Raw genomic sequence first — 20586 nt, 5'->3', positions numbered from 1 at the left:
AGGGTAAAGGGCAAGCCATTACCGAGCATTGCCCGATGCGGACCTACCTCTTGCTGTTCCTGGCCCTGACCTGCGGCAACGTCGTGGCCCAGGACACCTTGCCCTGGACACTCAGTGACCAGTTCGACAAGACCTACACCCTCGACCGCCAGACCCGCGTGCTGATGATCGCCCGCAGCATGTCCAGCGCCCGGCTGGTCAACAGTGCGGTGGAGCATACGCCGGCGGGTTATCTGGACGCCCGTGGGGTGGTCTTCGTGGCCGATATCGAAAAGCTGCCGAGCATGGTCCAGGCGGTTCTGGTGCCGTCCATGCGCTCGGCGCAGTACCGGATTCTGCTGGACCGCGACGGCCAGGTCGCCGAGCGCTATGCCGGCGACCGGGACAGCGTGCAGTGGCTGGAGATGGAGGAGGGCGCGGTGGTGCGCGAGCGGCGTTTCAACGACCTGGCCAGCCTGCGCCAGGCGCTGGCGGGGTTGGTGGGTGCGGCCTCGAACAATCCGTAAATCTGCTCTAAAAAAGTGCACGGTTGATCGATAGTTTAGAAAAAGATGAACTAAGTTTTTGCCCCCAGCGATTTGTCCGGCACCGGGGCGTCACCAGAATAGCCGCCTATCATGTCGATAACCCATTGAAAAAGGAAAGTGTTTTGGGTATCACCAGGCGGAAATTGTTGATCGGTGGCGCAGCCGTGGCCGTTGTTGGTGGCGCGGGGATACTTACCCCAATGCTAACGCGTGAAGGTAGATTGATCCCCGGCAAACCGAGGTTTGGTTTCGTACAAGGCACCGAAGGGCCGCTTCCCAAGGAAGCCGACGTGGTTGTCGTGGGTGCCGGTATTCTGGGGCTGATGACCGCGATCAACCTCGCTGAGCGTGGCCTGTCGGTGGTTGCCGTCGACAAAGGCGAGATCGCTGGCGAGCAGTCCTGCCGCTTCTATGGTCAGGTCATGACCTACAAGATGCCCGATGCGACCTTCCAGTTGCACCACATGGCGAAGCAACGCTGGCGCGAAATGAATGCCAAGCTCGGTGCCGATACCAGCTACCGCACCCAGGGTCGCGTCGAAGTGCCTTTCGATGAAGAAGACCTGGAAGGCGTGCGCAAGTGGATCGACCTCAAGCACAAGGAAGTCGGCGCCGACATCCCGTTCAAGACGCGCATCATCGAAGGCCGTGAGCTCGAGAAGCGACTCGACGGCGCGGCTTCACGCTGGACGATCGCGGGCTTCGAAGAAGACTCGGGCAGCCTGGACGCCGAGATCGCTTCCTATGTGGTTGCAGAGTACGCCAAGAAAATCGGCGTCAAGATCTACACCCAATGCGCTGCAAGGGGTCTGGAAACCCAGGCCGGTGCGATCTCCGACGTGGTGACCGAGAAGGGCGCCATCAAGACCTCCCGCGTGGTCGTTGCTGGCGGTGCGTGGTCGCGCTTGTTCATGCAGAACCTGGGCGTCGATGTCCCGACCCTGCCTGCCTACCAGTCGCAGCAGATCATCTCCGCGGCGCCTCGTGCACCCGGCGGCAACGTCGCGTTGCCTGGCAACATCTACTTCCGCCAGCAGGCCGACGGCACCTATGCAACCTCGCCACGCGTGGTCGTGGCGCCGGTGGTCAAGGAGTCGTTCCTGTATGGCTACAAGTACATGCCGCTGCTGGCCATCCCTGACTTCCCGGTGCACATCGCACTGAACAAGCAGCTGATCGACTCGTTCCTGCAGCCGACCCACTGGAAGCTGGATGAGGTGTCGCCGTTCGAGAAGAACCGCCTGATGACCGCGGCGCCAGACCTGCCAGAGCTGAACGCCTCGCTGGCCAAACTCAAGGTCGAGTTCCCGGCCTTCGGCGAGTCGAAGCTGATCGATCAGTGGAGCGGCGCCATGGCGATCGCACCGGATGAAAACCCGATCATTTCGACCGTCAAAGAGTACCCAGGCCTGGTCATCAATACCGCGACGGGTTGGGGTATGACCGAGAGCCCAGTGTCGTCCGAGCTGACCGCCGACCTGCTGCTGGGCAAGGCGCCCGTACTGGACCCGACCGCTTTCAGCCTGTACAGATTCTAACCGTCTGATTCTTGGCAATCATTTAAGGAAGAACCATGAAATTTGCTCTGAAGACCGCTGCTGCATTGGCCTTGACCCTGGCCGGTACCGGCGCCGTTTACGCACAGGATGTCGTGCGTCACGGTGCAGGTAGCTTCCCGATCTCGTCCGCAGTGGAGATCCCGGCAGGCAAGACGGTCGTCTACCTCAGCGGTAGCGTGCCATCGGTGATCAATGCCAAGGCTGCCAAGGGTTCGCTGGAATCCTATGGCGATACCAAGGCGCAAACCGTCAATGTGCTGGAGAACATCCAGAAGCAGCTGGAATCGCTGGGTCTCGGCCTCAAGGACGTGGTGAAGATGCAGGTCTTCCTGGTCGGCGGCCCAGAGAACGGCGGCAAGATGGACTTCGACGGCTTCATGGCCGGTTACACCCAGTTCTTCGGGCCAACCGCCAAGCAGCCTAACCTGCCTTCGCGCTCCGCGTTCCAGATCGCAGGCCTGGCTGATCCGGCCTGGCGCGTAGAGATCGAAGTGACTGCGGTTCGTCCGTAACGCTGAGACCTGGCCGCAGCTTGGGCAAGCGATGCCCGGGCTGCGGCAGCCTCTGGAACTCCCGTTCGCTTGCTGGCGCTGCCCAGCGCACCTTTCACGTGTTCATCACGTGGACAGGTAGAACCCCAGCAGCACATTGATAACCGCCAGCAGCCCCGCAACAAGCACCACCACCCCGATCGCCATCCGCTGAATCCAGCGCCGCTCGAAAGCCGCGTCCTCGCCAGCCAGTTGAATAGCCATCTCGATGCGCCCCGGTGAAGCCAGCGTTGCAAAGGCCGCCGCGACGTTGTTGATCGCCATGAACATCAATACATTCATGCCCAGCGAACGCGAAATCTCTGCCTGAGTCGCGGCGAACATCGCATTGGACCCGCTACTGGACCCTGTCACGAACCCGCCCATCGCGCCCACGAACGGGGCGATCGCCAGGTAGCCCGAGCCGATTTCGGACAGCACCCGCGCCATGAACGCAGCCGTGCCGGTCACGGACATGACGATACCCATGACGATAAACAGGACGGTGACCGGCGCCACTTGCAGCCACGACTTTCGCGCCCGTGAAAGCGGCTCGGCGGGCGGACGACCTGACGAGAACCACAGCGCTGCAATGAACAGCCACAGCGCAGGCGAAGCCAGGTAACGCCAATACTCGGGAAGCTGCGACAGCTTCAGCAGGGTGCCGACGATCAACACGCCACCCAGCAGTACGCCGTACGCGTGCAGCGCCCGTCGACCGATAGGGCTGAGGGGTTCGCTGGCGATCTTGCTTCTCGCGCCCCAGAGTAGGTGGAGACAGATGATCACGACAGTGCCCAGCGCACCGGCCGGGGCGGTACCGAAGGCGATGTTCGAAAGCGCTATCGCTGCAGTCAGCACAACGGCTGACAACACAGCCAACGCGAGTGCACGAGGCCTGTTTTGCGGCGCGCTGACCAGCCAGGCCGCCACTACCCCGTTTACCGTGAAGGGCAGCAAGCTGAACATCGCCGATGCCACGCCCAGGTCGTCGAAGCGAATCCCGGCGAGCCCTGCCGCAATCATCGTACCGGGCCCCATGGAGCCCCACGGCACCGCGCACAGGCCGAGCAGTCCGATCAAGGCCGCCAACCGTGCGGGCACCCCCATGAACACCAGCAGGGGGATCCCGATCGTCACACCAATGCCGAAGCCGGTCACCGATTCAGCGAAGGGCGTGATGCCGTGTACCACCAGCAGGACAGCGCCTACCCCCGTGCCCACCCTGTTCTTGATCCAGTTCGCAAGCGCGGCCTGGGCCCCCGCGTGGCGCAGGACCTCGGACATCAGCAAGCCACCGCCAATGATCAGCACGACCTCGGCAACCAACGGCACCCAGCGGATCACCGCAGCAGTTATTTCCGCAGCGCCGATCGGAAAGGCGATAATCGCCGCGAGAACGGCGGCGATCACCCCCAGGAGTGCGGCGTGCAGAGCCCGTATGCCGAGCCCCAAGGCCAGGACGGAAGAGAAAACGGGTGAAGCGGCTAGAAGTGCGTTCATTTTTTGCTCGCTGCTTGCGTATAGGCAATTATATTTGCACATATGCAAGTCGCAACACTATAGGTACATGATGAAAGAAGACATCGGACACGCTGAGTCGGATCAATTTGGCAGTGGCGTGCGGCAGCGGCGGCAGGAGCTGGGCATCACCCTGGACCAGCTGGCGGAAAGCAGCGGGGTGTCCAGCGCTGCGCTTTCGCGCCTGGAGCGCGGCATCCTGAATCCGAGCCTGCGTAACGCGCTCGCCATTGCCAAGGGGCTGGGTTGCGATCTGTCTGAGCTTGTTCAGCAGGAAAGCGCGGAGGTTGTGCGTGCTGGCGAGAACCTTCGATTCGAAGACGAAAGAACGGGCATCGTGCGTCTGACGCTCGCCAGGCCCAGCCCTGAGGTGGAGTTGCTCTCGTACTGCGTGCCTGCCGGGGCCTCATCAGCACGTTTCGGCGCGCACAAGCGAGGCACGAAGGAGATCTTTCACATGGTTGCGGGGAGGCTGGAGGTGCACGCGCCTGACCAGGTTATTCAACTGGAGGGCGGCGATACCGCAACGGTAAGAGCGGACTGCGAGCATTGGTTCGTCAATCCTGGAGAGGCTCCCGCGCATTTCATTCTGACCATCCTTCGCTAGGCAGGCTCCATTTTAGTCCGCAGTAGGTACGAACAACCCCGTCTTTACGTTACTCATCGACACCAGGGTCTTGAAGCGCTTCACGTTGTTGCTTTCAAAGAACAGCTCGCGGGTGAGTTGGGTGTACTGCTCCATGTTCCTCACCAGCAGGATCAGCACGAAGTCGCATTCGCCCGCGACATAAAAGCATTGCTGCACCTGCGGACAGGCCAGGAACGTTCGCTTCATGTCATCGAGCAGATCCAGCCGCTCATTCTCCACCTCCACCTCGGTAATGACGGTGAGGGTATAACCCAGGCTCTGCGCATCCACTTGCGCGACAGTGCCGCGGATGACCCCATCGGCGGTCATTTTCTTCAGGCGTCTGTTTACAGCGGCCGAAGAGAGATTGACCTTGGCGCCAAGGTCGAGCTGAGACGTCCCTGCATCGCGCTGTACCGCATCGAGCAAGGCCAGGTCGAAGTGATCGAGGGTCATTGAGAGCAGTCCGTAATCGAAGGGGGCAAAAGCCCGTAAAAGCGTAATAGAAATTCATATCCTCGCTGTAAATCAAGATTTTCATACGCCGCAACCGAATAAAATTCCTCCAATGAACACGAACAGGGCGTGAGTGCCACAAGGCGCCGCGGCACTGGAGGAGAGAGTCGGATGACCGCAACTACACAACTGCAGCTGAACGGCGCGCGGCTGCTGCAGCAGATCCACGCCCTGGGGCAAGTCGGCGAAGACGTCGAACAGGGCGGCAGAACCCGTATCGCCCTGACCGATACTGAAAAAGCCGGACGCGACCTGCTGGTTGGCTGGATGCGCGAGCTTGACCTGGAGGTGCAGGTGGACCGCATCGGCAATATCTTCGGCACCTTGCGTGCGTCCAGCGATGCGGGTGATCAACGCCCGCTGATGATGGGTTCGCACATCGATACCGTGACCAACGCCGGTGCGCTGGATGGCTGTTACGGCGTGCTCGCCGGGTTGGCGGTCATTCGTGCCTACCGTGATGCGCGCGTGCTGCCGCAGCGCTCCATCACCGTCGCCGCCTTCACCAACGAGGAAGGTGTGCGTTATCAGCCCGATATGATGGGCTCGTTGGTTTACGCAGGTGGCCTGGCGGTGCAAGCGGCGCTGGACACGCTGGACACGCTGGGCACCGACGGTACCCGCCTTGGCGATGAGCTGGCGCGTATCGGCTACGCCGGTTCGCTTGAGCCCGGTGCCATCGTTGCGCATGAGTACATCGAGCTGCACATCGAGCAGGGGCCTGTACTCGAGGCCGAGAACACCTTGATCGGCGTTGTCGAGAACCTGCAGGGGATTTCCTGGCAGCAGGTGGAGGTGAAGGGCAATGCCAACCATGCCGGCACTACGCCGACGCGCCTGCGTCATGACGCGGGTTTCGTCGCCAGCGCCATCGTTGCCGAGCTTCGCGCGATGGCGCTGGAGGCGGGCTCCACGTTGGCGACGGTGGGCTGCATGAGGTTCGAGCCCAACGTGATCAACGTCATCCCGCGCAAGGCCACCTTCACGGTCGACCTGCGCGATCCCGATGAGGACCGATTGGCGACGGCCGAGAGGCGCCTGAACCAGTACCTCGACGCGCTGGCCGAGCATGAAGGGGTCAGCATCACTACCGAGCGCCTGGTGCGGTTCGAGCCGGTGAAGTTCAACGCCGAGCTTGCCGACGACATCGAAGCCTCTGCCAAGCGCTTTGGCTTCAGCCATCGGCGAATGACCTCGGGCGCGGGGCATGATGCGCAGATGGTCGCGCGCATCGCGCCGGCCGCGATGATCTTCGTGCCCAGCCGTGGTGGGATCAGCCACAACCCTCGTGAGCATACTGACGATGACCAGTTGATCCAGGGTGCACGGGTACTGCTCGATGTCGTGAGTCGCCGTATTACCACCGCCTGATTACCCCTTTTATATCCCGACCCGCTGAGGCCTGACTTCAGCGGCACGGGCTTCCTGTTGCCTGTTGAAAGGAGTGCTGCATGTTTATCGCCAATCCCAAGGCCAGCCGCCAGCCGTACCCGCAATCGCTGCAAGCGGTCATGAGCATCGCCAAGGCCGATGAAAGCCGTCAGTGGTTGTGCCAATGGTCACGGCTAAACGCCGGAGCGACTCCGCTGTATTCACTGCCCGACCTGGCCGATGAACTCGGCGTGGCGCAGGTCCTGGTCAAGGACGAATCGGTACGCTCGGTGCTGGGCAGCTTCAAGGCGCTGGGGGCACCGATCGCGCTGGTCCGGCTGATCCTGCGGACCTTCCCTGAGCAGCAGTTCGACCCGCGTGCGCTGCTCGAAGGCAAGTACGCCGAGCGGCTAGGGGCGTTCACCGTGATCAGCGCCACTGACGGCAACCACGGCAAAGGCCTGGCCGCCGCTGCGCAGAGCATGGGTTGCCGCTGCGTGATCGTGCTGCATGCACAGGTCAGTATCGAGCGCGAGCAGGCCATCGCCGCCTACGGCGCGCAGATCGTGCGCATCACCGGCAACTACGACCAGTCCGTCGAGCACGCGGCGGTGCTGGCCGCCAGCAACGACTGGATCGTCGTCTCCGATACCTCCTACGAAGGCTACGAAGTGATCCCCCGCGATGTCATGCAGGGCTACGGCACCATCGCCGCGGAAATCATCGAAGCGACCGCAGCCCACGTGGCACAACCTGCGTTCAGCCACGTGTTTCTGCAAGGCGGGGTAGGTGGCCTGGCCGCCGGCATCGTCAGCTACCTGTGGGAGCAGTACGGCGAAGCGCGGCCGACCTTCGTCATGGTCGAGCCGGTGCAGGCTGACTGCTTGTACCAGAGCGCGCTTGCCGGCAAACCAGCCAGGGCGACCGGCTCGGTGGACTCGGTGATGGCCGGCCTGGCGTGTGGCGAAACCTCGCCTCTGGCCTGGCGTTTTCTTGAATCCAGCGTCGACTTCTTCATGACCATCGAGGATGACCAGGCCATTGCTGCGATGCGCCGGCTGGCCGCGGGCAGTGCGCGGGACATACCGCTGGTGGCGGGCGAGTCGAGTGTCGCCGGGCTGGCCGCCCTGGGTCTTTTGGCCAAAGACGCAGGCCGTGCGGCTGACCTGGGTCTCAACGCTGACTCGCGGGTGCTGTTGATCAGCACCGAGGGTGCGACGGCCCCGGGTGTCTACACCGAGTTGCTGGGCGAGAGTGCTGTGTCCGTGCTGGCCCGGCAAAGCGCCTGGGCACCCGCCGCCTGATCGGCCAGGCAGGCCACAACCAAGGGCTTGCGACGAGCCCTTGGTCGCTCCACACAAAAAAAATAATCGGAGATTGCATGAACACGATAAAACGCGACATCAGCCCGTGGTCGCTGCTGTTGACCGGTCTCGGCTCGATCATTGGCTCAGGCTGGCTGTTCGGCGCCTGGCATGCCTCGGCAATCGCCGGGCCGGCGGCAATCCTGGCGTGGATCATTGGAGCCGTGGTGGTGCTGGCAATTGCCCTGACCTATGCGGAAATGGGGGCGATGTTCCCCGAGTCCGGAGGCATGGTGCGCTATGCGCGTTACTCCCACGGATCCTTGGTGGGCTTCATGGCCGCTTGGGCCAACTGGATTTCCATCGTCTCGGTCATACCCATCGAGGCGATTGCCTCGATCCAGTACATGGCCTCGTGGTCATTCCCTTGGGCGAAGGGATTGATGCACCAAGGCGAGTTGACCAGCACCGGCCTGATCGCCAGTTCAGCCCTGGTGCTGGTGTACTTCGGCCTGAATTACTGGGGCGTGAAGCTGTTCGTCAAGACCAATACAGCCATCACGGTGTTCAAGCTGGTGGTCCCGGCATTGACTGCGGTAGTGCTGGTTACCACCAGTTTCAACACTGAAAACTTTGGCGACGGGTCGCTCTCGAGCTTCGCACCTTACGGCTGGTCCGCTGTGTTCACTGCCGTGGCCGCGAGCGGGATCGTGTTCAGCTACAACGGCTTCCAGAGCCCGGTGAGCCTTGCAGGGGAGGCCCGTAACCCTGGACGGAGCATCCCATTTGCGTTGATCGGCTCGGTGCTGATCGCCCTGGTCATCTACGTCGGGCTGCAGGTCGCCTTCATCGGTGCAGTAAGCCCTGAGAGCATCGTCTCGGGCTGGCACAGCCTGAACTTCGACTCGCCCTTGGCGCAACTGGCCTTGGCACTGAACCTCAACTGGCTGGCGATGCTGCTCTACCTGGATGCGTTCGTCAGCCCCTCGGGCACGGGGTCGATCTATACCGCGACCACCGCGCGGATGATCTATGCGATGGAGAAGAACAACACGCTGCCGAAGGTGTTTGGCAACCTCCATCCACTCTACGGCGTGCCGCGTCAGGCGATGTGGCTGAACCTGGCGGTGAGTTTCATCTTCCTGTTCTTCTTCCGTGGCTGGGGCACGCTGGCGGCGGTGATCTCGGTAGCGGTGGTGATCTCGTTCCTGACCGGGCCTATCAGCGCGATGGCGTTGCGTGTGCATGCCGCGGATGTCGAGCGCCCGCTGCGGTTGAAGGGGCTGCACATCATCGCCCCGTTCGCCTTCATCTGTGCGTCGCTGGTGCTGTACTGGGCGCGTTGGCCGCTGACCGGCCAGGTCATCCTGCTGGTGGTCGGTGCGCTGCCCCTCTACTTCTACTACCAGCGCAAAAGCGGCTGGACGGATTTCAGGCGTGAGCTGCGCGCGGCGCTCTGGTTGATCGGCTATCTGCCGGCGATTGCGCTGGTGTCCTACATCGGCAGTGAAGCCTTCGGCGGTATCGGCATCCTGCCCGAGGGCGTGGACATGGCCGTCGTCGCTGCTGTCGCTTACGCCTTCTACCGACTGGGGGTGAGCAGTGGCTATCGCACCCCTTATCTGCGTGAAAGCAGCCTCTGGCAGAGCTGCCAGCCGGCAAATGCCGAGCTTGCTGCCCAGCCATCTGATCCAAGCCCTGCGCTGGTCAAATAATCGGAGCGTTCAAACATGAGCAATGACCAAGCGTTCGAGCAACGCCTGAAACAATGGCGGCACACCTTTCACCGGTACCCGGAGACTGGCTTTGAAGAATTCAGCACGTCCGACGAGGTCGCCAGCGTCCTCACCGAGCTGGGCCTGGAGGTGCACCGGGGCATCGGCGGAACCGGCCTGGTTGCAAGCCTTACGGTGGGCGAGGGCACTGGCGTGATCGGCCTGCGCGCCGACATGGATGCCTTGAACATCACCGAACAGGCGCACGGGCGCGCGCATGCGTCGTGCAACCACGGCAAGATGCACGCGTGTGGCCATGACGGTCATATGGCGATGGTGCTGGGGGCGGCCGAGCTGCTGTGCCGTGAGCGAAACTTCAACGGCACCGTCAGGTTCATTTTCCAGCCGGCGGAGGAGCATGGCCAGGGTGCCAAGGCGATGATGGCCGACGGGTTGTTCGAGCGGTTTGCGGTAGACGCGATCTACGGGGCGCACAACATGCCAGGCATGCCCGCAGGTCATATCGCCACACGGGCCGGCGGGATCATGGCGAGCGAGGATAACTTCGTCATCCAACTCCACGGACGCGGCACGCACGCGGCGCGCCCGCACATGGGGATCGACCCTCTGGTGATCGGCGCCGAGATCGTTCTGGCGTTGCAGACCATTGTGTCGCGTAATGTCGATCCGAGCCTGTCGGCGGTGGTTTCCTGCACCGAGTTCATCACCGACGGTATACGCAACGCGATCCCCACGCACGTCATCATCAAGGGCGATACCCGCAGCTACAGCCCTGACGTGCAGCGCTTGCTCGAGAAGCGCATGCGCGAGATCAGTGAGGGCATTTGCCACATGCACGGAGCGACGTGCGAGTTTGCCTACACCCATGAATTTGCGCCTACGGTGAACTGGGCGAAAAACACCGAGATTGCGATTGCTGCCGCGCGTAATGTCGTGGGAGAACAGGCTGTCGACGGCGGGGTGTCGCCGATGATGATTTCGGAGGACTTCGGCGCATTCCTTCAACAGGTGCCAGGCAACTTCGTATTCATCGGCAATGGGGCGCAGGGGCTGGAGGGGGCGATACCGCTGCACAATGCGGGTTACGACTTCAACGATGAGATCCTGGCCACAGGGGCACGGTATTTTGCCGAGGTGGTACGGATCAGTCTGCCTGTCGGCAATGCTTGACGTCGCGCCCTTGCACATCCGCCTGAAGGTTCAGCGCGTGCCACTTGATGAAGAACCCTCGCTTGGAGGGCCTGTCATCGGTCAGGTGAGGTGCTTCTCGAAGTAAACGCGCTGGAAGCCGTCTTCTGTCCGCCGCGCCACCTCTGTGTACCCGAGTCTTGGATAGACCGATAGGTTTTCGGTCATCTTCTCGTTGGTATAGAGATGCACTGCGTTGATACCGAGTTGCCGAGCGGCCTCTTCACAGAAGCTGATCAGCGAGCGGCCCACGCCGCGCCCGGCTGCACGGGGCAGGACGGCGATATTTTCCAGCAGGACATGCTCCTCGTTGCGGTAGAACACAATGAAACCTTGGACGCAGTCGTGCTCATCCGTCGCCACATAGACCGCGCCTGCCGCTATCTGCGTGGCGAAATCGGCGACCATGGGGGCGGGCTTACGGCCGATCGCTGGCACATAGCGCGCATAGGCGAGTTTGGCGCACGTCCTGATATTGGCTTCATCACTCGCTTCGGCCAGGCGGATCATATCGGTCACTCAGGTTGCGGGTGGTTCGATACTGTCCGACGCAGGTGCTGGGTGCAACTCCAGCGCCTTCTGCGGATGCCGACCAGGACCGGGCGCTCCAGGTTCTATACGAAAAGAGATGTCGTAAGCACCGCAGTTATGGGTGTATTTCACCGCGAACGGATTGACATAAGGCATCTTGCCATTATCGTTCTGTGACAATCATCGCGTGCGGGGAAGGAACATGGCGAATCTGCTGGTAAAAGGAGCTCGGCTACTGGTCGTTGGGGCGGCAGTGTCCAGCCTGCAGGGCTGCATGCTCGATCCGGCTGGCATCGGCCTGACCCTGGCCCAGGCTGCTTATACGCCGGATGATCCGGAGCCTATCGACCATCTGACCCCGCTCAAGGACATGTATCGGGGGCAGGATTGCCCGCAGTTGGCGCGCACTGACGGGGTGCTGAGAACCACCCTGGCCCAGCCCGGCGAGCACGCTGTCGTGCCGACGGCGCTGGAAGCTATTCGCCAGGTCAAGGCGGAAAAAGGCTGCCCGGCCGGGGCTGAGGTCGCCGCCACGGTGGCACCGACCACGGCGCCGGCTGTAAATACAGCGCCTGCCGCCAGCACGGCGCCAACTGCAAACGCGGCACCGCTCAGCGCCAATGTCGCTCCGCCAACGTCCGGCCGGGGCTGGTTGGGCGCCTCGTTGCTTCCGGCTGACAAGCTGCACGACGTGCTGGTCCGTGACCTGGGATTGCCCGACGGCCACGGCGTGCTGGTAACCGGCGTTATCCCGGGAAGCGCCGCGGCCCAAGCGGGGATCAAGGCCGCTGACGTGATCCAGTCCATCGATGGTCAGGTCTTCGATCAGACCACCCAGTTGGTCGCCTACCTTGCCTCGACCAAGGCGGGCAGTCCGGTGACCCTGAAACTATGGCGCAACCGCAGCAGCGTCAGTCTGGTCGCGACCTTGTCGGGCACCCAGCCGCCGCCGATCTACGCGGCGACGGGTTCGCACATCTACTGCTTTGCCTCGGCGATGCCAGGCACACTCATCCCTGGCGGCGGCAGCTACTGGTTGAGCACGCCATTCGCCTTGCCGGGCGCAACGGCCAGCAATGCCGCCGAGCGCGGAAAAGTGGTCGGTCAGCAGTTCAAGCAGTACCTGCTGAGCCAGGGCGTGAATCCCGCGACGGTCAAGGAGGCGTTCGGCATCTGCAGCCAGGGCATCGGCAACGCGAACACGTTCCTCGAAGCGGAAGAAAATGCGCGCAAACACCCTACGTTCCTGGCCACCAACTCCACCAGCGTGAAGCTCCTCTGGCAGCCCTGAAACACGGACGACGACCATGAACATTCGCAGACTGACCCCAGACGACTTACCCAGCGCCAGCGCCCTGTGCCTGGACGCGTTCACCCAGGCGGTTGCGCCCTCGCTCTCGGCGCAAGGGGTGGCAACCTTTGGCGCGGTGGCATCGGCGCAAGCCTTTGCAGCGCGCATGGAGGGCGACAACCTGATGCTGGTCTGCGTGGCGGAGGGTGCTGTGAAAGGGGTGATCGAACTCAAGGAAGGGCGTCACGTGGCGATGATGTTTGTCGCACCGGACTGGCAGCGCCGAGGGGTCGGCACGCGCCTGATGCAGGCGGCGCTGGAGCAGGCGAGGGCTGAGGTGGTGACGGTCAAGGCATCCTTATCCTCAGTGCCGGCGTATGAGCGCTACGGGTTCGTCCTGGCGGGTGAAGTGGGCGAGTTCGCCGGGCTGGTCTACCAGCCGATGGAGAAGCGGCTGGCCTCATGAAGGCCAGCGCCTGGCAGGTGGGTCATGCCAATCAGATCTGCTCCAGATCCAGCAGGTCCTGAATGGTTTGCCGCCGCCTGATCAGCCGAACCCGCCCATCCTCGATCAACACCTCAGGCAACAACGGCCGGCTGTTGTAGTTCGATGACATCGATGCCCCGTAGGCGCCCGTGTCATGGATCACCAGAAGATCACCGACACAGGCCTGCGGCAGGTCCTGGGCAACCAAGGTGTGTTCGTCCTGGGTGAACACATCGCCCGACTCGCACAGCGGCCCGGCCACCTGGGTGGGCCGCAACGGCCGGGACACCGGGTTGCCGTGTGCGTCGAGCAAGGTCATGCGGTGGTAACTGCCATACAACGCTGGCCGCATCAGGTCGTTGAAGCCAGCGTCGACCAGGATGAAGGTGTTGCCGCCCATTTGCTTCACCGCGCGGACCTCGGTCACCAGGTAGCCAGACTCTGCGACCAGGAACCGACCCGGCTCGATTTCCATCCGCACAGCGTGGCCAAGCATTGCCTCGATTTCCGCCTTGGCCGCAGCCCAGGTGCGGGCATAGCGCTGAATATCGACCGGCGTGTCGGTGACACGGTAAGGCACCGACAGTCCCCCGCCGATCGAGAACGCCTCGATATCCATGCCCAGTTGCCCCACCAGGCTGATCATCGCGCGAGCGACCTGCTCCAGGTGCGCGTAATCCACCCCTGAGCCGATGTGCATGTGCACGCCTACCAGGTTCAGCCCGTAGGCCCGGACACAGTCCAGCGCCTCGCCGAGCTGCTCGTGCCAAATACCATGTTTGCTGTTTTCACCGCCTGTGTTGGTCTTGCGGCTATGGCCATGGCCGAACCCAGGGTTGATGCGAATCCACACCCGGTGCCCCGGCGAGCGTTCACCCAACTGCCGGAGCATGTCGATGGAGCCTGCGTTGACCTCGATCCCCAACTCGACCACCCGCGCCAGGGTCACCTGGTCCAGCACATCGCAGGTCAGCACAACGCCCGCCGGCTGGCTATCCACCGGGGCGCCAACAGCCAAGGCCCGCTCGAGTTCACCCAGGGATACCGCATCCAGCATCAGGCCGCGTTCGCGCATCAGGCGCAGGATATGCAGGTTGGGGTTGGCCTTCTGCGCGTAGCGCACCGTGTCGAAGCCGCGCAGGGCGTCGATCTTGTCGGTGATGATCTTGGCGTCGTATGCCCAAAGGGGCGTTCCGTGATCGCGCGCGGCATTAGCCAGCAGCGCGAAGGGGGCGTTTTCAGTCATGGGAGGTCCTCGTCCAGAAGTGCTACGAGGTTGAACCCATCAAGCAATTTACAAAAATAGCTTTTTATCGCGATGCTATTCATATCTGATATGGGTATTACGTTCTGTTGTGGGCCTGCCGTGAAGCTTACCTTTCGCCATATCGAGATTTTCAGAGCCATCATGTCCGCCGGCAGCGTGACAGGTGCCGCACGCCTGCTGTTCACCTCTCAACCCACCATCAGCCGTGAGCTGGCGAGACTGGAGCAGTTGGTCGGGCTGTGCCTGTTCGAGCGCGAAGGCGGACGCTTGAAGCCGACAGCCCAGGCGTTGTTGTTGATCGAGGAGGTCGAGCGTTCCTACATCGCCTTGGAGCGGATCGATCGCTACGCCCAGGCCATTCGCAACTTCGAGCATGGGAGGCTGGCCATCACCTGCTTGCCACTGTTCTCGCAGACGTTGCTGCCCGAGGTGTGTCAACGGTTTCATCGCGATCATCCGGGTGTGAGCGTGATGATTACGGCGCAGGAGTCTCCCTTGCTGGAAGAGTCCTTGGTCGCGCAACAACATGACCTGGGGCTGACCGAAGTCGACCAGACCCCACGCGGCACATCTGCTGAACTGCTGTTCAGTGCGAGCATGGTCTGCGTATTGCCGGATCAACATCCTTTGCTCCGCAAGCCCCGGCTTGATCTCAGTGATTTTCACGAAGTGGACTTCATCAACCTCTCCAGCCTGGACACTTATCGGCAGCAGTTGGACCAGTGTTTTCGAGCGGCTGGCGTGAATAGGCGCACGGTCATCGAGACCTGTAATGCGGCGTCGGTGTGCGCGATGGTGCGGCAGGGGCTGGGGGTGGCGGTCATCAACCCGCTGAGTGGCCTCGAAGCTGCGCAACGTGGGCTGTCGATTCGTAAGTTGAATGTCTGCGTGCCTTACAAGGTGATGTTGATACGCCCAGACCACAGGCCAGGATCGGCGGCGGTGGATCTGTTCTGCGAGGCGTTGCGTACGCAGGCGCGGAAGATGACAGAGACGTTGAGCAACGATTGCTGAGGCGGCGAAGTGCAACTTGCCACGTCACCTGCGTGGACCTTGCTTTGTCGGTTTGAAATGAAGGAGTGAGCCTTTAACTAAGGCATTGTTCCAGCGAGAAATTTGTACCCGCTGGGGGTGAAACTTGTGTGGCGGAGGGCAGTCTTAGCCGAGCCCTTTCGTGGGCTCCGCCGTCATCCCCTCAGAGCTGTCCGCCCCATGCGCAAAGCTGCCCGCTGCTCACCCTTTTTCTCGATTTGCCTCATTGCGTTGTTCCCTCTATATGTCAGTCCAGTCCATGCCAGCGGCGAAAGGCAACTGGTCGAGGCCATCAACGACAACAACTGGCACGCGAGACCTTTATCTCTCCAATACTGTGCGCATGCATCGCGCATTGCGCGCAGCCAAGGTAAATGCGGAACTTCACGTGCAAGAGGCAGGCCCACACACGGGCTTCCCCGGCTCACCGGAAGGGCAAGAAATCGACCAAGAAGTACGACGGTTCATCACGTCTGTGCTCGGGGAAAAGTGCGAGACTGAGTAAATCTGAACAGGCTGACCACGTACTGATGTAAAGGCCATACCCCCAGCTTCTAACGCCAAGGGGCTGAGCTGATCCAATATAAGCGCTTGCAACAGGATATGTAATGAACCGCAGTGTTAAACGTATTTCACTGGGCGTAGCAGCTGTGGTGGCAGCCTGCACCCTCGCCATTGTGGCTACTCTAATTTATCAAGGACGGCTCAAGCCCTCTGGTGATCCCCAGTACGTCGCGCTCGGCAGTTCATATGCGGCTGGCCTGGGACTCGGTGATCGAGCACTCGGGAGCCCGTTCGCCTGCCAACGCAGCGTGAATGGCTATCCGCAACAACTGGCACGCGCCACCGGGTTGTCACTGGTCGACATGACTTGCTCCGGCTCCACAGCGGAACACGTACTGAACGGCGGACAGTTCTTCCAAGGGCCTCAGCTTGATGCCGTCACATCGTCGACCCAATTGGTGACACTGACATCAGGGGGCAATGACATCTCTTACATTGGTGATCTCGTTGCAATGGGGTATCACAATCGCGGAGGGTTTATAGGCAAGGTCGTAGGGCTATTAATGCCCGCCCCGCACCTTCTATCTGAGCGCAATATCGCCAAAGTTGAAGCTGACATTCGAGCAGCCATTACCGGCATACGAGAACGCGCCCCGTCGGCCCGGATAGTGGTGGCTACCTACGTAGCTGTTCTACCGGAACAAGGTACGTGCGAGGCTCTGAATCTCACTGAGGAGCAGGTTGCCCTTATGAGGCCTGTGGCCGATCAACTAGCGAACGCCACTCGGGCAGCGGCATTGGCAGGTGGCGCGAAGCTGGTCGATATGGCGACGATCGGTAAAGGTCATGATGCTTGCGCGCGTGAGCCTTGGACAAATGGCCTAAGCCCGCAACATGGCGCGGCTTTCCATCCCACGCAAGCAGGCGCCAGAGCAACCGCGCAGGAAATTGCAAAAGCAGCAGGATATGAAATTCGACTGTGACCGTAGTGAGATAGACGATCCAAATCTGACGCCGCTGAAACTGCTGTTGCCGAACTCGGCAAGCGGGCAGGCTATATATCGCAGACTAACGTGCACAACAGCAGGCAGAGAGAAATAACGCATGATGCAGCCGATGGCCAACATCTGTGACCGACTGCTATCGGCCAATAGCTGACCTCAGCGAATGACAGCTATGGGTCGGAAGCAGCCAGTCGCGGATGACCGCTATCGACCCTTAGCGGAGAGTTGGAGGGGGAGCTATCTCAATGGTTGCCCGTTACTTGAAAACCTCGACCCATCAGACCTGCATGGCGGCTCGAACGCAGCCGCAACTGCTTCGATACTCGCCCGAAGCATGCCCGGCATCGCTGGGCATTTTCACGCGTGAATCAAGGATCAAGCCCTCTAGCACAGGTGATTGGAGGCGCTCAATTGGGTGCCAGAGCATCAGCGTTGGTGGCAGAATGGCATGCACCACGTAAAAGTATTCAAGGTCCAGGGTCGGTAATGGCAGCAGCAACAGATGGATTCAAACCAAGTGACATCGCGCATTCGCTCAAGTCAAAAGCGGAGCATGCCTTTGGCGTAGCAGTCACAGACCCATTTGCGGTCAAGGAAATCGAAAATCACAGGGCTGACATCACCTATACGGTGACCGCTTCCTACACAAGCGAACCCGTGAGCCGTCAGGTTCAGTACGCGGCAGGCCCGTCTTATAGTCGGGAGTACATTGGTGAGGTTCTGGCTCAGCGCCACGAACAGATCTTCAGTGATGCGACCTACATGCGCGACCTCATGCAAGGTCACCTCAAGGGGAATGCAGAGCTCTACCGGGAGCCTGTCACCAAGCATCTGATCCTCAGCGATGACGCATACTGCTATACCGTAGAGGACTGTCGGGGGTGCAACGGACGGGGCAAGCATGATTGCTCCACCTGTAACGGCACGATGTACCACACCTGCCGCGAATGTAATGGCCATCCCCGGATGCATTGCACTAACTGCAGCGGCACCGGGAACACCTCGCACAGTCGTTATTGCACTGGATGCGGTGGCTCTGGCGCGAGAATGGGCGACCGCTGCAACCAGTGCTACGGTACCGGCAAAACAGGTAGCCCCTGCTATCGCTGCCATGCGACAGGCACCATGACCTGTAACGGGTGCAACGGGGCAGGCAGGCAGAACTGCCAGCAATGCCACCAGGGCGAAGTCCAATGCAGCAGCTGCAGGGGCGCGTGCCAGCTGACCTACGAATACAACCTGAACGTCTATGCCCAGACCAAGGTTTCGTACGGCTGGAAGAACCTCACTGCGCCATGGCTTGCGCCAGCCCTGAAGGAGATGATGAACGCCCCCGAGTGCAGCACCGTCTTCAGTGTCGACCGCTACGAGCGCGCCAATGAGAACCCGAATGTGTTCGTTGGTACCGGGCACGTCGTGGCTGCGCAGGCGCAGGTTGGCTTCCAGGGCATGAACGGCACCTGCCAGTTCATTGGGCCGGCGCTGGTCCCTGTGTTCCTGGACAATATCCTCAGCGGGGGTTTCAAGAAGACATTGGAGGGCGTGCAGGATCACAAGAACCTCAAGCAGGTGTTCCAGGCATCGAGCAGCAAGATCGCGCGTGAGCTGGTCAGCGAGCAGGCCAAGGGCAAAGGCCTGGATGAATGCTCGCCGGTTCGCAAGGGGATCATCACCTCGAGTGATGCCATGGCGTTTTCCATGGCCCGCAACCTCTCCACGCTCCATATTCTGACCTCGTTCAAGCAGTTTCGCTGGAGCGCAGTGTTTGGGTTGGCCAACGCGTTGTTCGGGGTGCTGTTCGTCCTCTACGGGCTGATGAGCATCCTGCACATGGACGCAACCAACGAGCACAGCAAGGCCGAGTGGTGTCTTGGGCTTCTTGCGGTGCTGGTGGACCCCAAAGGGGTTTCGGACGCATTCATGAGCCCAATGCAGTATTTCTTTGACCGGTTCAGGTACGACATCGACTACCTGCTTATCGCGTGCTGGATGCTTGCCGCCCTGCTGTTCAACCGCTTCACCCTCCCTCTGCTTGCGCCGAGGCTGTGGAACTGGACTACCGGTTCGTTCCTGAAGGCGTTGATTCTTGCAGTGCCGAGCATGGCGGTTGTGCAGATGTTCATGGCGCTGCATCCCTCCCAGTTCGTTCCACTGCAGTTCTCATCGTTGATCCCGACCTTTCACCTGAATATGGGCCAGGTGTTCGCGTGGTTCGTGGTGATTACCCCTCAGATCTATTTGCTCTCCCTCACGATTGCGATCATTCGGTACAAGGCGGCGGGGATTCACTGGGGTGAGAAGATGATGAGGCTGATGCTTCAGGAGGAAAACACAACCGGCATTCGACGGGCGTTCCTGGAGAAATCCTGATCACTCTAGCGCAACCCACGCGCACATTGCGGTAAACACCTGAGGCCCGGCATCTGCTGGGCCTTTGGCATTCTGGGGATAGACCTTTCCCTATCAGCGGGTTCGGGTGCTCCCACAAAGGCTCAGTTGTAGGCGTGACAGCGCAGCCATGAGGTAGAGGGCTGTTGTGGCCTGTCCTTGCGCGGCGCTCGATGAAACGCGACCCGGTGCCTAGCTCGCGGGCAAGAGGATCACGAAGTTCTTTTTCATGTCTTCCAGCACGGTCCACTTGCCCTTGGCGCCCGGTTCGAGAATGAACGTGTCGCCAGCGGCCAGTCTGATGGGGGCGCACCCCTCAAGCTCGATGACGCAGCATCCACTCAGAACATGGCAGAACTCCCAGACTTTGTAGTCGATGCGCCACGCTCCGGTGCTGGCTTCCCACTCTCCGGAAATGCGACCTTGCTGTTCATCGTGATAGTACTTGGACGTCAGCGTATGAGGGGTGCCTTCCAGGACCTCTTCAAAAAAGGGAAGGTCGCGCACCGGTTGGATATCCAGTTCGCGGAACACGGTCAGTTTATTGTTCATGGTTTTTTCTCGAGCACGTTGTGGGTAGGGCGATACATCAAATAGGCTTCACCGGTTACGCCCAGCATCGGGTGCGCAACGATCTGGCAGGTTTTAACAATCTGAAAACCGTGACGTTCGTAGAAGCGGCGTGCACCGTGGTTTTCTGCATAATCGATCAGGCATAGCCCATCCAGGCCAGCGTCCTCAGCGCGCTGCTGGGCGTGGCGAAGAAACTGGACGCCCAGCCCCTGGCTGCGCCAGGCCTCATCCAGGGCCAGGCTGGATATGTACAAGGTGTCGGGTATTTCCATGTCGGAATAGGGCGCGAGGACCGTGTCTGTCTCGACAGGCCTGTCAGGGGTCTCGCGCAAGGTATAGCTGTGCATCATGCCGATGACGCGCCCTTCGAAAGTGGCCATCAGGCAGTTCTTGTAGGAAAAGTCGCCCTGTTCCCTGGCATAGCGAGACGCACCGACGCTCAGCAATGCCTCGCCAGGCGCGGCAAGCTTGCTCCATATGTAATCGGCCATGCCCTCCGATGTCAGTTGAAAGAAGCGCGCAATATCGTGCGCGTCCGAGGCTTGAGCGGGTCTGAAGTCGACAGGCATGTACAGTGCTCCCATGGGATCGGGGGGTTAGTTTTCAAGGATTACGCCTTTGACAGGGGG

The 20586-nt window shown here is 61.0% G+C and carries 19 protein-coding genes; 13 read left to right on the top strand and 6 right to left on the bottom strand.

The window, feature by feature from the left end:
- Nucleotides 1-35 precede the first annotated feature (35 nt).
- From CCOS865_RS06820 to CCOS865_RS06810, 3 genes are all read left to right on the top strand, one after another.
- A complete protein-coding gene (locus CCOS865_RS06820) occupies nucleotides 36-506 on the top strand; it encodes a hypothetical protein (protein ID WP_119139148.1) in 471 nt (156 codons plus the stop codon).
- 167 nt (nucleotides 507-673) lie between these two features.
- The gene (locus CCOS865_RS06815; protein WP_208644508.1) at nucleotides 674-2065 is read left to right on the top strand and encodes an NAD(P)/FAD-dependent oxidoreductase; all 1392 of its coding nucleotides are present in this window, start codon (nucleotides 674-676) and stop codon (nucleotides 2063-2065) included.
- 35 nt (nucleotides 2066-2100) lie between these two features.
- Nucleotides 2101-2598, top strand: coding sequence for a RidA family protein (locus tag CCOS865_RS06810; protein WP_119139144.1), 498 nt, complete (start codon nucleotides 2101-2103; stop codon nucleotides 2596-2598).
- 105 nt (nucleotides 2599-2703) lie between these two features.
- Here the strand turns inward: CCOS865_RS06810 and CCOS865_RS06805 are convergent, their stop codons facing one another.
- Nucleotides 2704-4119, bottom strand: coding sequence for an L-lactate permease (locus CCOS865_RS06805; protein ID WP_119139142.1), 1416 nt, complete (start codon nucleotides 4117-4119; stop codon nucleotides 2704-2706).
- 70 nt (nucleotides 4120-4189) lie between these two features.
- Here CCOS865_RS06805 and CCOS865_RS06800 point away from each other — a divergent pair, with 70 nt between their 5' ends.
- The gene (locus CCOS865_RS06800) at nucleotides 4190-4744 is read left to right on the top strand and encodes a helix-turn-helix domain-containing protein (RefSeq protein ID WP_119139207.1); all 555 of its coding nucleotides are present in this window, start codon (nucleotides 4190-4192) and stop codon (nucleotides 4742-4744) included.
- 12 nt (nucleotides 4745-4756) lie between these two features.
- Here the strand turns inward: CCOS865_RS06800 and CCOS865_RS06795 are convergent, their stop codons facing one another.
- A complete protein-coding gene (locus tag CCOS865_RS06795) occupies nucleotides 4757-5221 on the bottom strand; it encodes an Lrp/AsnC family transcriptional regulator (protein WP_119139140.1) in 465 nt (154 codons plus the stop codon).
- A gap of 171 nt (nucleotides 5222-5392) precedes the next feature.
- Here CCOS865_RS06795 and CCOS865_RS06790 point away from each other — a divergent pair, with 171 nt between their 5' ends.
- From CCOS865_RS06790 to CCOS865_RS06775, 4 genes are all read left to right on the top strand, one after another.
- On the top strand, nucleotides 5393-6652 hold the full coding sequence (locus CCOS865_RS06790; protein ID WP_119139138.1) for a Zn-dependent hydrolase: 1260 nt from the start codon (nucleotides 5393-5395) through the stop codon (nucleotides 6650-6652).
- Nucleotides 6653-6732: 80 nt separating this feature from the next.
- Nucleotides 6733-7956 carry a diaminopropionate ammonia-lyase gene (locus CCOS865_RS06785; protein WP_119139136.1) on the top strand — a complete coding sequence of 408 codons (1224 nt, stop codon included), beginning with the start codon at nucleotides 6733-6735 and terminating at the stop codon, nucleotides 7954-7956.
- 77 nt (nucleotides 7957-8033) lie between these two features.
- The gene (locus tag CCOS865_RS06780) at nucleotides 8034-9671 is read left to right on the top strand and encodes an APC family permease (protein WP_119139134.1); all 1638 of its coding nucleotides are present in this window, start codon (nucleotides 8034-8036) and stop codon (nucleotides 9669-9671) included.
- A gap of 15 nt (nucleotides 9672-9686) precedes the next feature.
- Nucleotides 9687-10862 (top strand): M20 aminoacylase family protein, encoded by a 1176-nt coding sequence (locus tag CCOS865_RS06775; protein ID WP_119139132.1) that lies wholly within the window; start codon nucleotides 9687-9689, stop codon nucleotides 10860-10862.
- 81 nt (nucleotides 10863-10943) lie between these two features.
- On the opposite strand, the gene CCOS865_RS06770 is transcribed toward CCOS865_RS06775, so the two are convergent.
- Complete coding sequence (locus CCOS865_RS06770; protein ID WP_119139130.1) at nucleotides 10944-11390, bottom strand: GNAT family N-acetyltransferase; 447 nt, start codon at nucleotides 11388-11390, stop codon at nucleotides 10944-10946.
- Between the two features lie 223 nt (nucleotides 11391-11613).
- Here CCOS865_RS06770 and CCOS865_RS06765 point away from each other — a divergent pair, with 223 nt between their 5' ends.
- Together CCOS865_RS06765 and CCOS865_RS06760 are read left to right on the top strand one after the other, a co-directional pair.
- Nucleotides 11614-12702: a PDZ domain-containing protein gene (locus tag CCOS865_RS06765; RefSeq protein ID WP_119139128.1), complete on the top strand. Its 1089-nt coding sequence runs from the start codon at nucleotides 11614-11616 to the stop codon at nucleotides 12700-12702.
- A gap of 16 nt (nucleotides 12703-12718) precedes the next feature.
- Entirely contained in the window at nucleotides 12719-13168 is a 450-nt protein-coding gene (locus CCOS865_RS06760) for a GNAT family N-acetyltransferase (protein WP_119139126.1), read from the top strand.
- 31 nt (nucleotides 13169-13199) lie between these two features.
- Here CCOS865_RS06760 and lysA read toward each other — a convergent pair whose 3' ends face one another.
- Nucleotides 13200-14435: a diaminopimelate decarboxylase gene (lysA, locus tag CCOS865_RS06755; RefSeq protein WP_119139124.1), complete on the bottom strand. Its 1236-nt coding sequence runs from the start codon at nucleotides 14433-14435 to the stop codon at nucleotides 13200-13202.
- Between the two features lie 120 nt (nucleotides 14436-14555).
- On the opposite strand from lysA, the gene CCOS865_RS06750 reads away from it, so the two are divergent.
- The 3 genes from CCOS865_RS06750 to CCOS865_RS06730 all read left to right on the top strand — a co-directional run bounded on the left by CCOS865_RS06750 (nucleotide 14556) and on the right by CCOS865_RS06730 (nucleotide 19366).
- Nucleotides 14556-15470: a LysR family transcriptional regulator gene (locus tag CCOS865_RS06750; RefSeq protein WP_119139205.1), complete on the top strand. Its 915-nt coding sequence runs from the start codon at nucleotides 14556-14558 to the stop codon at nucleotides 15468-15470.
- A gap of 626 nt (nucleotides 15471-16096) precedes the next feature.
- On the top strand, nucleotides 16097-16975 hold the full coding sequence (locus CCOS865_RS06740) for an SGNH/GDSL hydrolase family protein (protein WP_119139122.1): 879 nt from the start codon (nucleotides 16097-16099) through the stop codon (nucleotides 16973-16975).
- Nucleotides 16976-17482: 507 nt separating this feature from the next.
- Nucleotides 17483-19366: a DnaJ-like cysteine-rich domain-containing protein gene (locus CCOS865_RS06730; RefSeq protein ID WP_147406493.1), complete on the top strand. Its 1884-nt coding sequence runs from the start codon at nucleotides 17483-17485 to the stop codon at nucleotides 19364-19366.
- 210 nt (nucleotides 19367-19576) lie between these two features.
- Here the strand turns inward: CCOS865_RS06730 and CCOS865_RS06725 are convergent, their stop codons facing one another.
- The gene (locus tag CCOS865_RS06725) at nucleotides 19577-19936 is read right to left on the bottom strand and encodes a cupin domain-containing protein (protein ID WP_119139116.1); all 360 of its coding nucleotides are present in this window, start codon (nucleotides 19934-19936) and stop codon (nucleotides 19577-19579) included.
- On the bottom strand, nucleotides 19933-20526 hold the full coding sequence (locus CCOS865_RS06720) for a GNAT family N-acetyltransferase (protein WP_244216067.1): 594 nt from the start codon (nucleotides 20524-20526) through the stop codon (nucleotides 19933-19935). The genes CCOS865_RS06725 and CCOS865_RS06720 overlap by 4 nt, the downstream gene beginning before the upstream one ends.
- Nucleotides 20527-20586 lie beyond the last annotated feature (60 nt).

Origin of the sequence: Pseudomonas reidholzensis (assembly GCF_900536025.1) — a bacterium.
Taxonomy (GTDB): domain Bacteria; phylum Pseudomonadota; class Gammaproteobacteria; order Pseudomonadales; family Pseudomonadaceae; genus Aquipseudomonas; species Aquipseudomonas reidholzensis.
Note: the sequence above shows the minus strand (reverse complement) of the source record. Positions and strands in the feature narration are given on the sequence as shown.

Coding starts and splice junctions, on each gene's coding strand:
- CCOS865_RS06730 (WP_147406493.1), top strand. CDS start 17,483: ATGGCAGCAGCAACAGATGGATTCAAACCAAGTGACATCGCGCATTCG.
- CCOS865_RS06795 (WP_119139140.1), bottom strand. CDS start 5,221: ATGACCCTCGATCACTTCGACCTGGCCTTGCTCGATGCGGTACAGCGC.
- lysA (WP_119139124.1), bottom strand. CDS start 14,435: ATGACTGAAAACGCCCCCTTCGCGCTGCTGGCTAATGCCGCGCGCGAT.
- CCOS865_RS06810 (WP_119139144.1), top strand. CDS start 2,101: ATGAAATTTGCTCTGAAGACCGCTGCTGCATTGGCCTTGACCCTGGCC.
- CCOS865_RS06780 (WP_119139134.1), top strand. CDS start 8,034: ATGAACACGATAAAACGCGACATCAGCCCGTGGTCGCTGCTGTTGACC.
- CCOS865_RS06760 (WP_119139126.1), top strand. CDS start 12,719: ATGAACATTCGCAGACTGACCCCAGACGACTTACCCAGCGCCAGCGCC.
- CCOS865_RS06775 (WP_119139132.1), top strand. CDS start 9,687: ATGAGCAATGACCAAGCGTTCGAGCAACGCCTGAAACAATGGCGGCAC.
- CCOS865_RS06720 (WP_244216067.1), bottom strand. CDS start 20,526: ATGCCTGTCGACTTCAGACCCGCTCAAGCCTCGGACGCGCACGATATT.
- CCOS865_RS06820 (WP_119139148.1), top strand. CDS start 36: ATGCGGACCTACCTCTTGCTGTTCCTGGCCCTGACCTGCGGCAACGTC.
- CCOS865_RS06785 (WP_119139136.1), top strand. CDS start 6,733: ATGTTTATCGCCAATCCCAAGGCCAGCCGCCAGCCGTACCCGCAATCG.
- CCOS865_RS06740 (WP_119139122.1), top strand. CDS start 16,097: ATGAACCGCAGTGTTAAACGTATTTCACTGGGCGTAGCAGCTGTGGTG.
- CCOS865_RS06800 (WP_119139207.1), top strand. CDS start 4,190: ATGAAAGAAGACATCGGACACGCTGAGTCGGATCAATTTGGCAGTGGC.
- CCOS865_RS06765 (WP_119139128.1), top strand. CDS start 11,614: ATGGCGAATCTGCTGGTAAAAGGAGCTCGGCTACTGGTCGTTGGGGCG.
- CCOS865_RS06770 (WP_119139130.1), bottom strand. CDS start 11,390: ATGATCCGCCTGGCCGAAGCGAGTGATGAAGCCAATATCAGGACGTGC.
- CCOS865_RS06805 (WP_119139142.1), bottom strand. CDS start 4,119: ATGAACGCACTTCTAGCCGCTTCACCCGTTTTCTCTTCCGTCCTGGCC.
- CCOS865_RS06725 (WP_119139116.1), bottom strand. CDS start 19,936: ATGAACAATAAACTGACCGTGTTCCGCGAACTGGATATCCAACCGGTG.
- CCOS865_RS06790 (WP_119139138.1), top strand. CDS start 5,393: ATGACCGCAACTACACAACTGCAGCTGAACGGCGCGCGGCTGCTGCAG.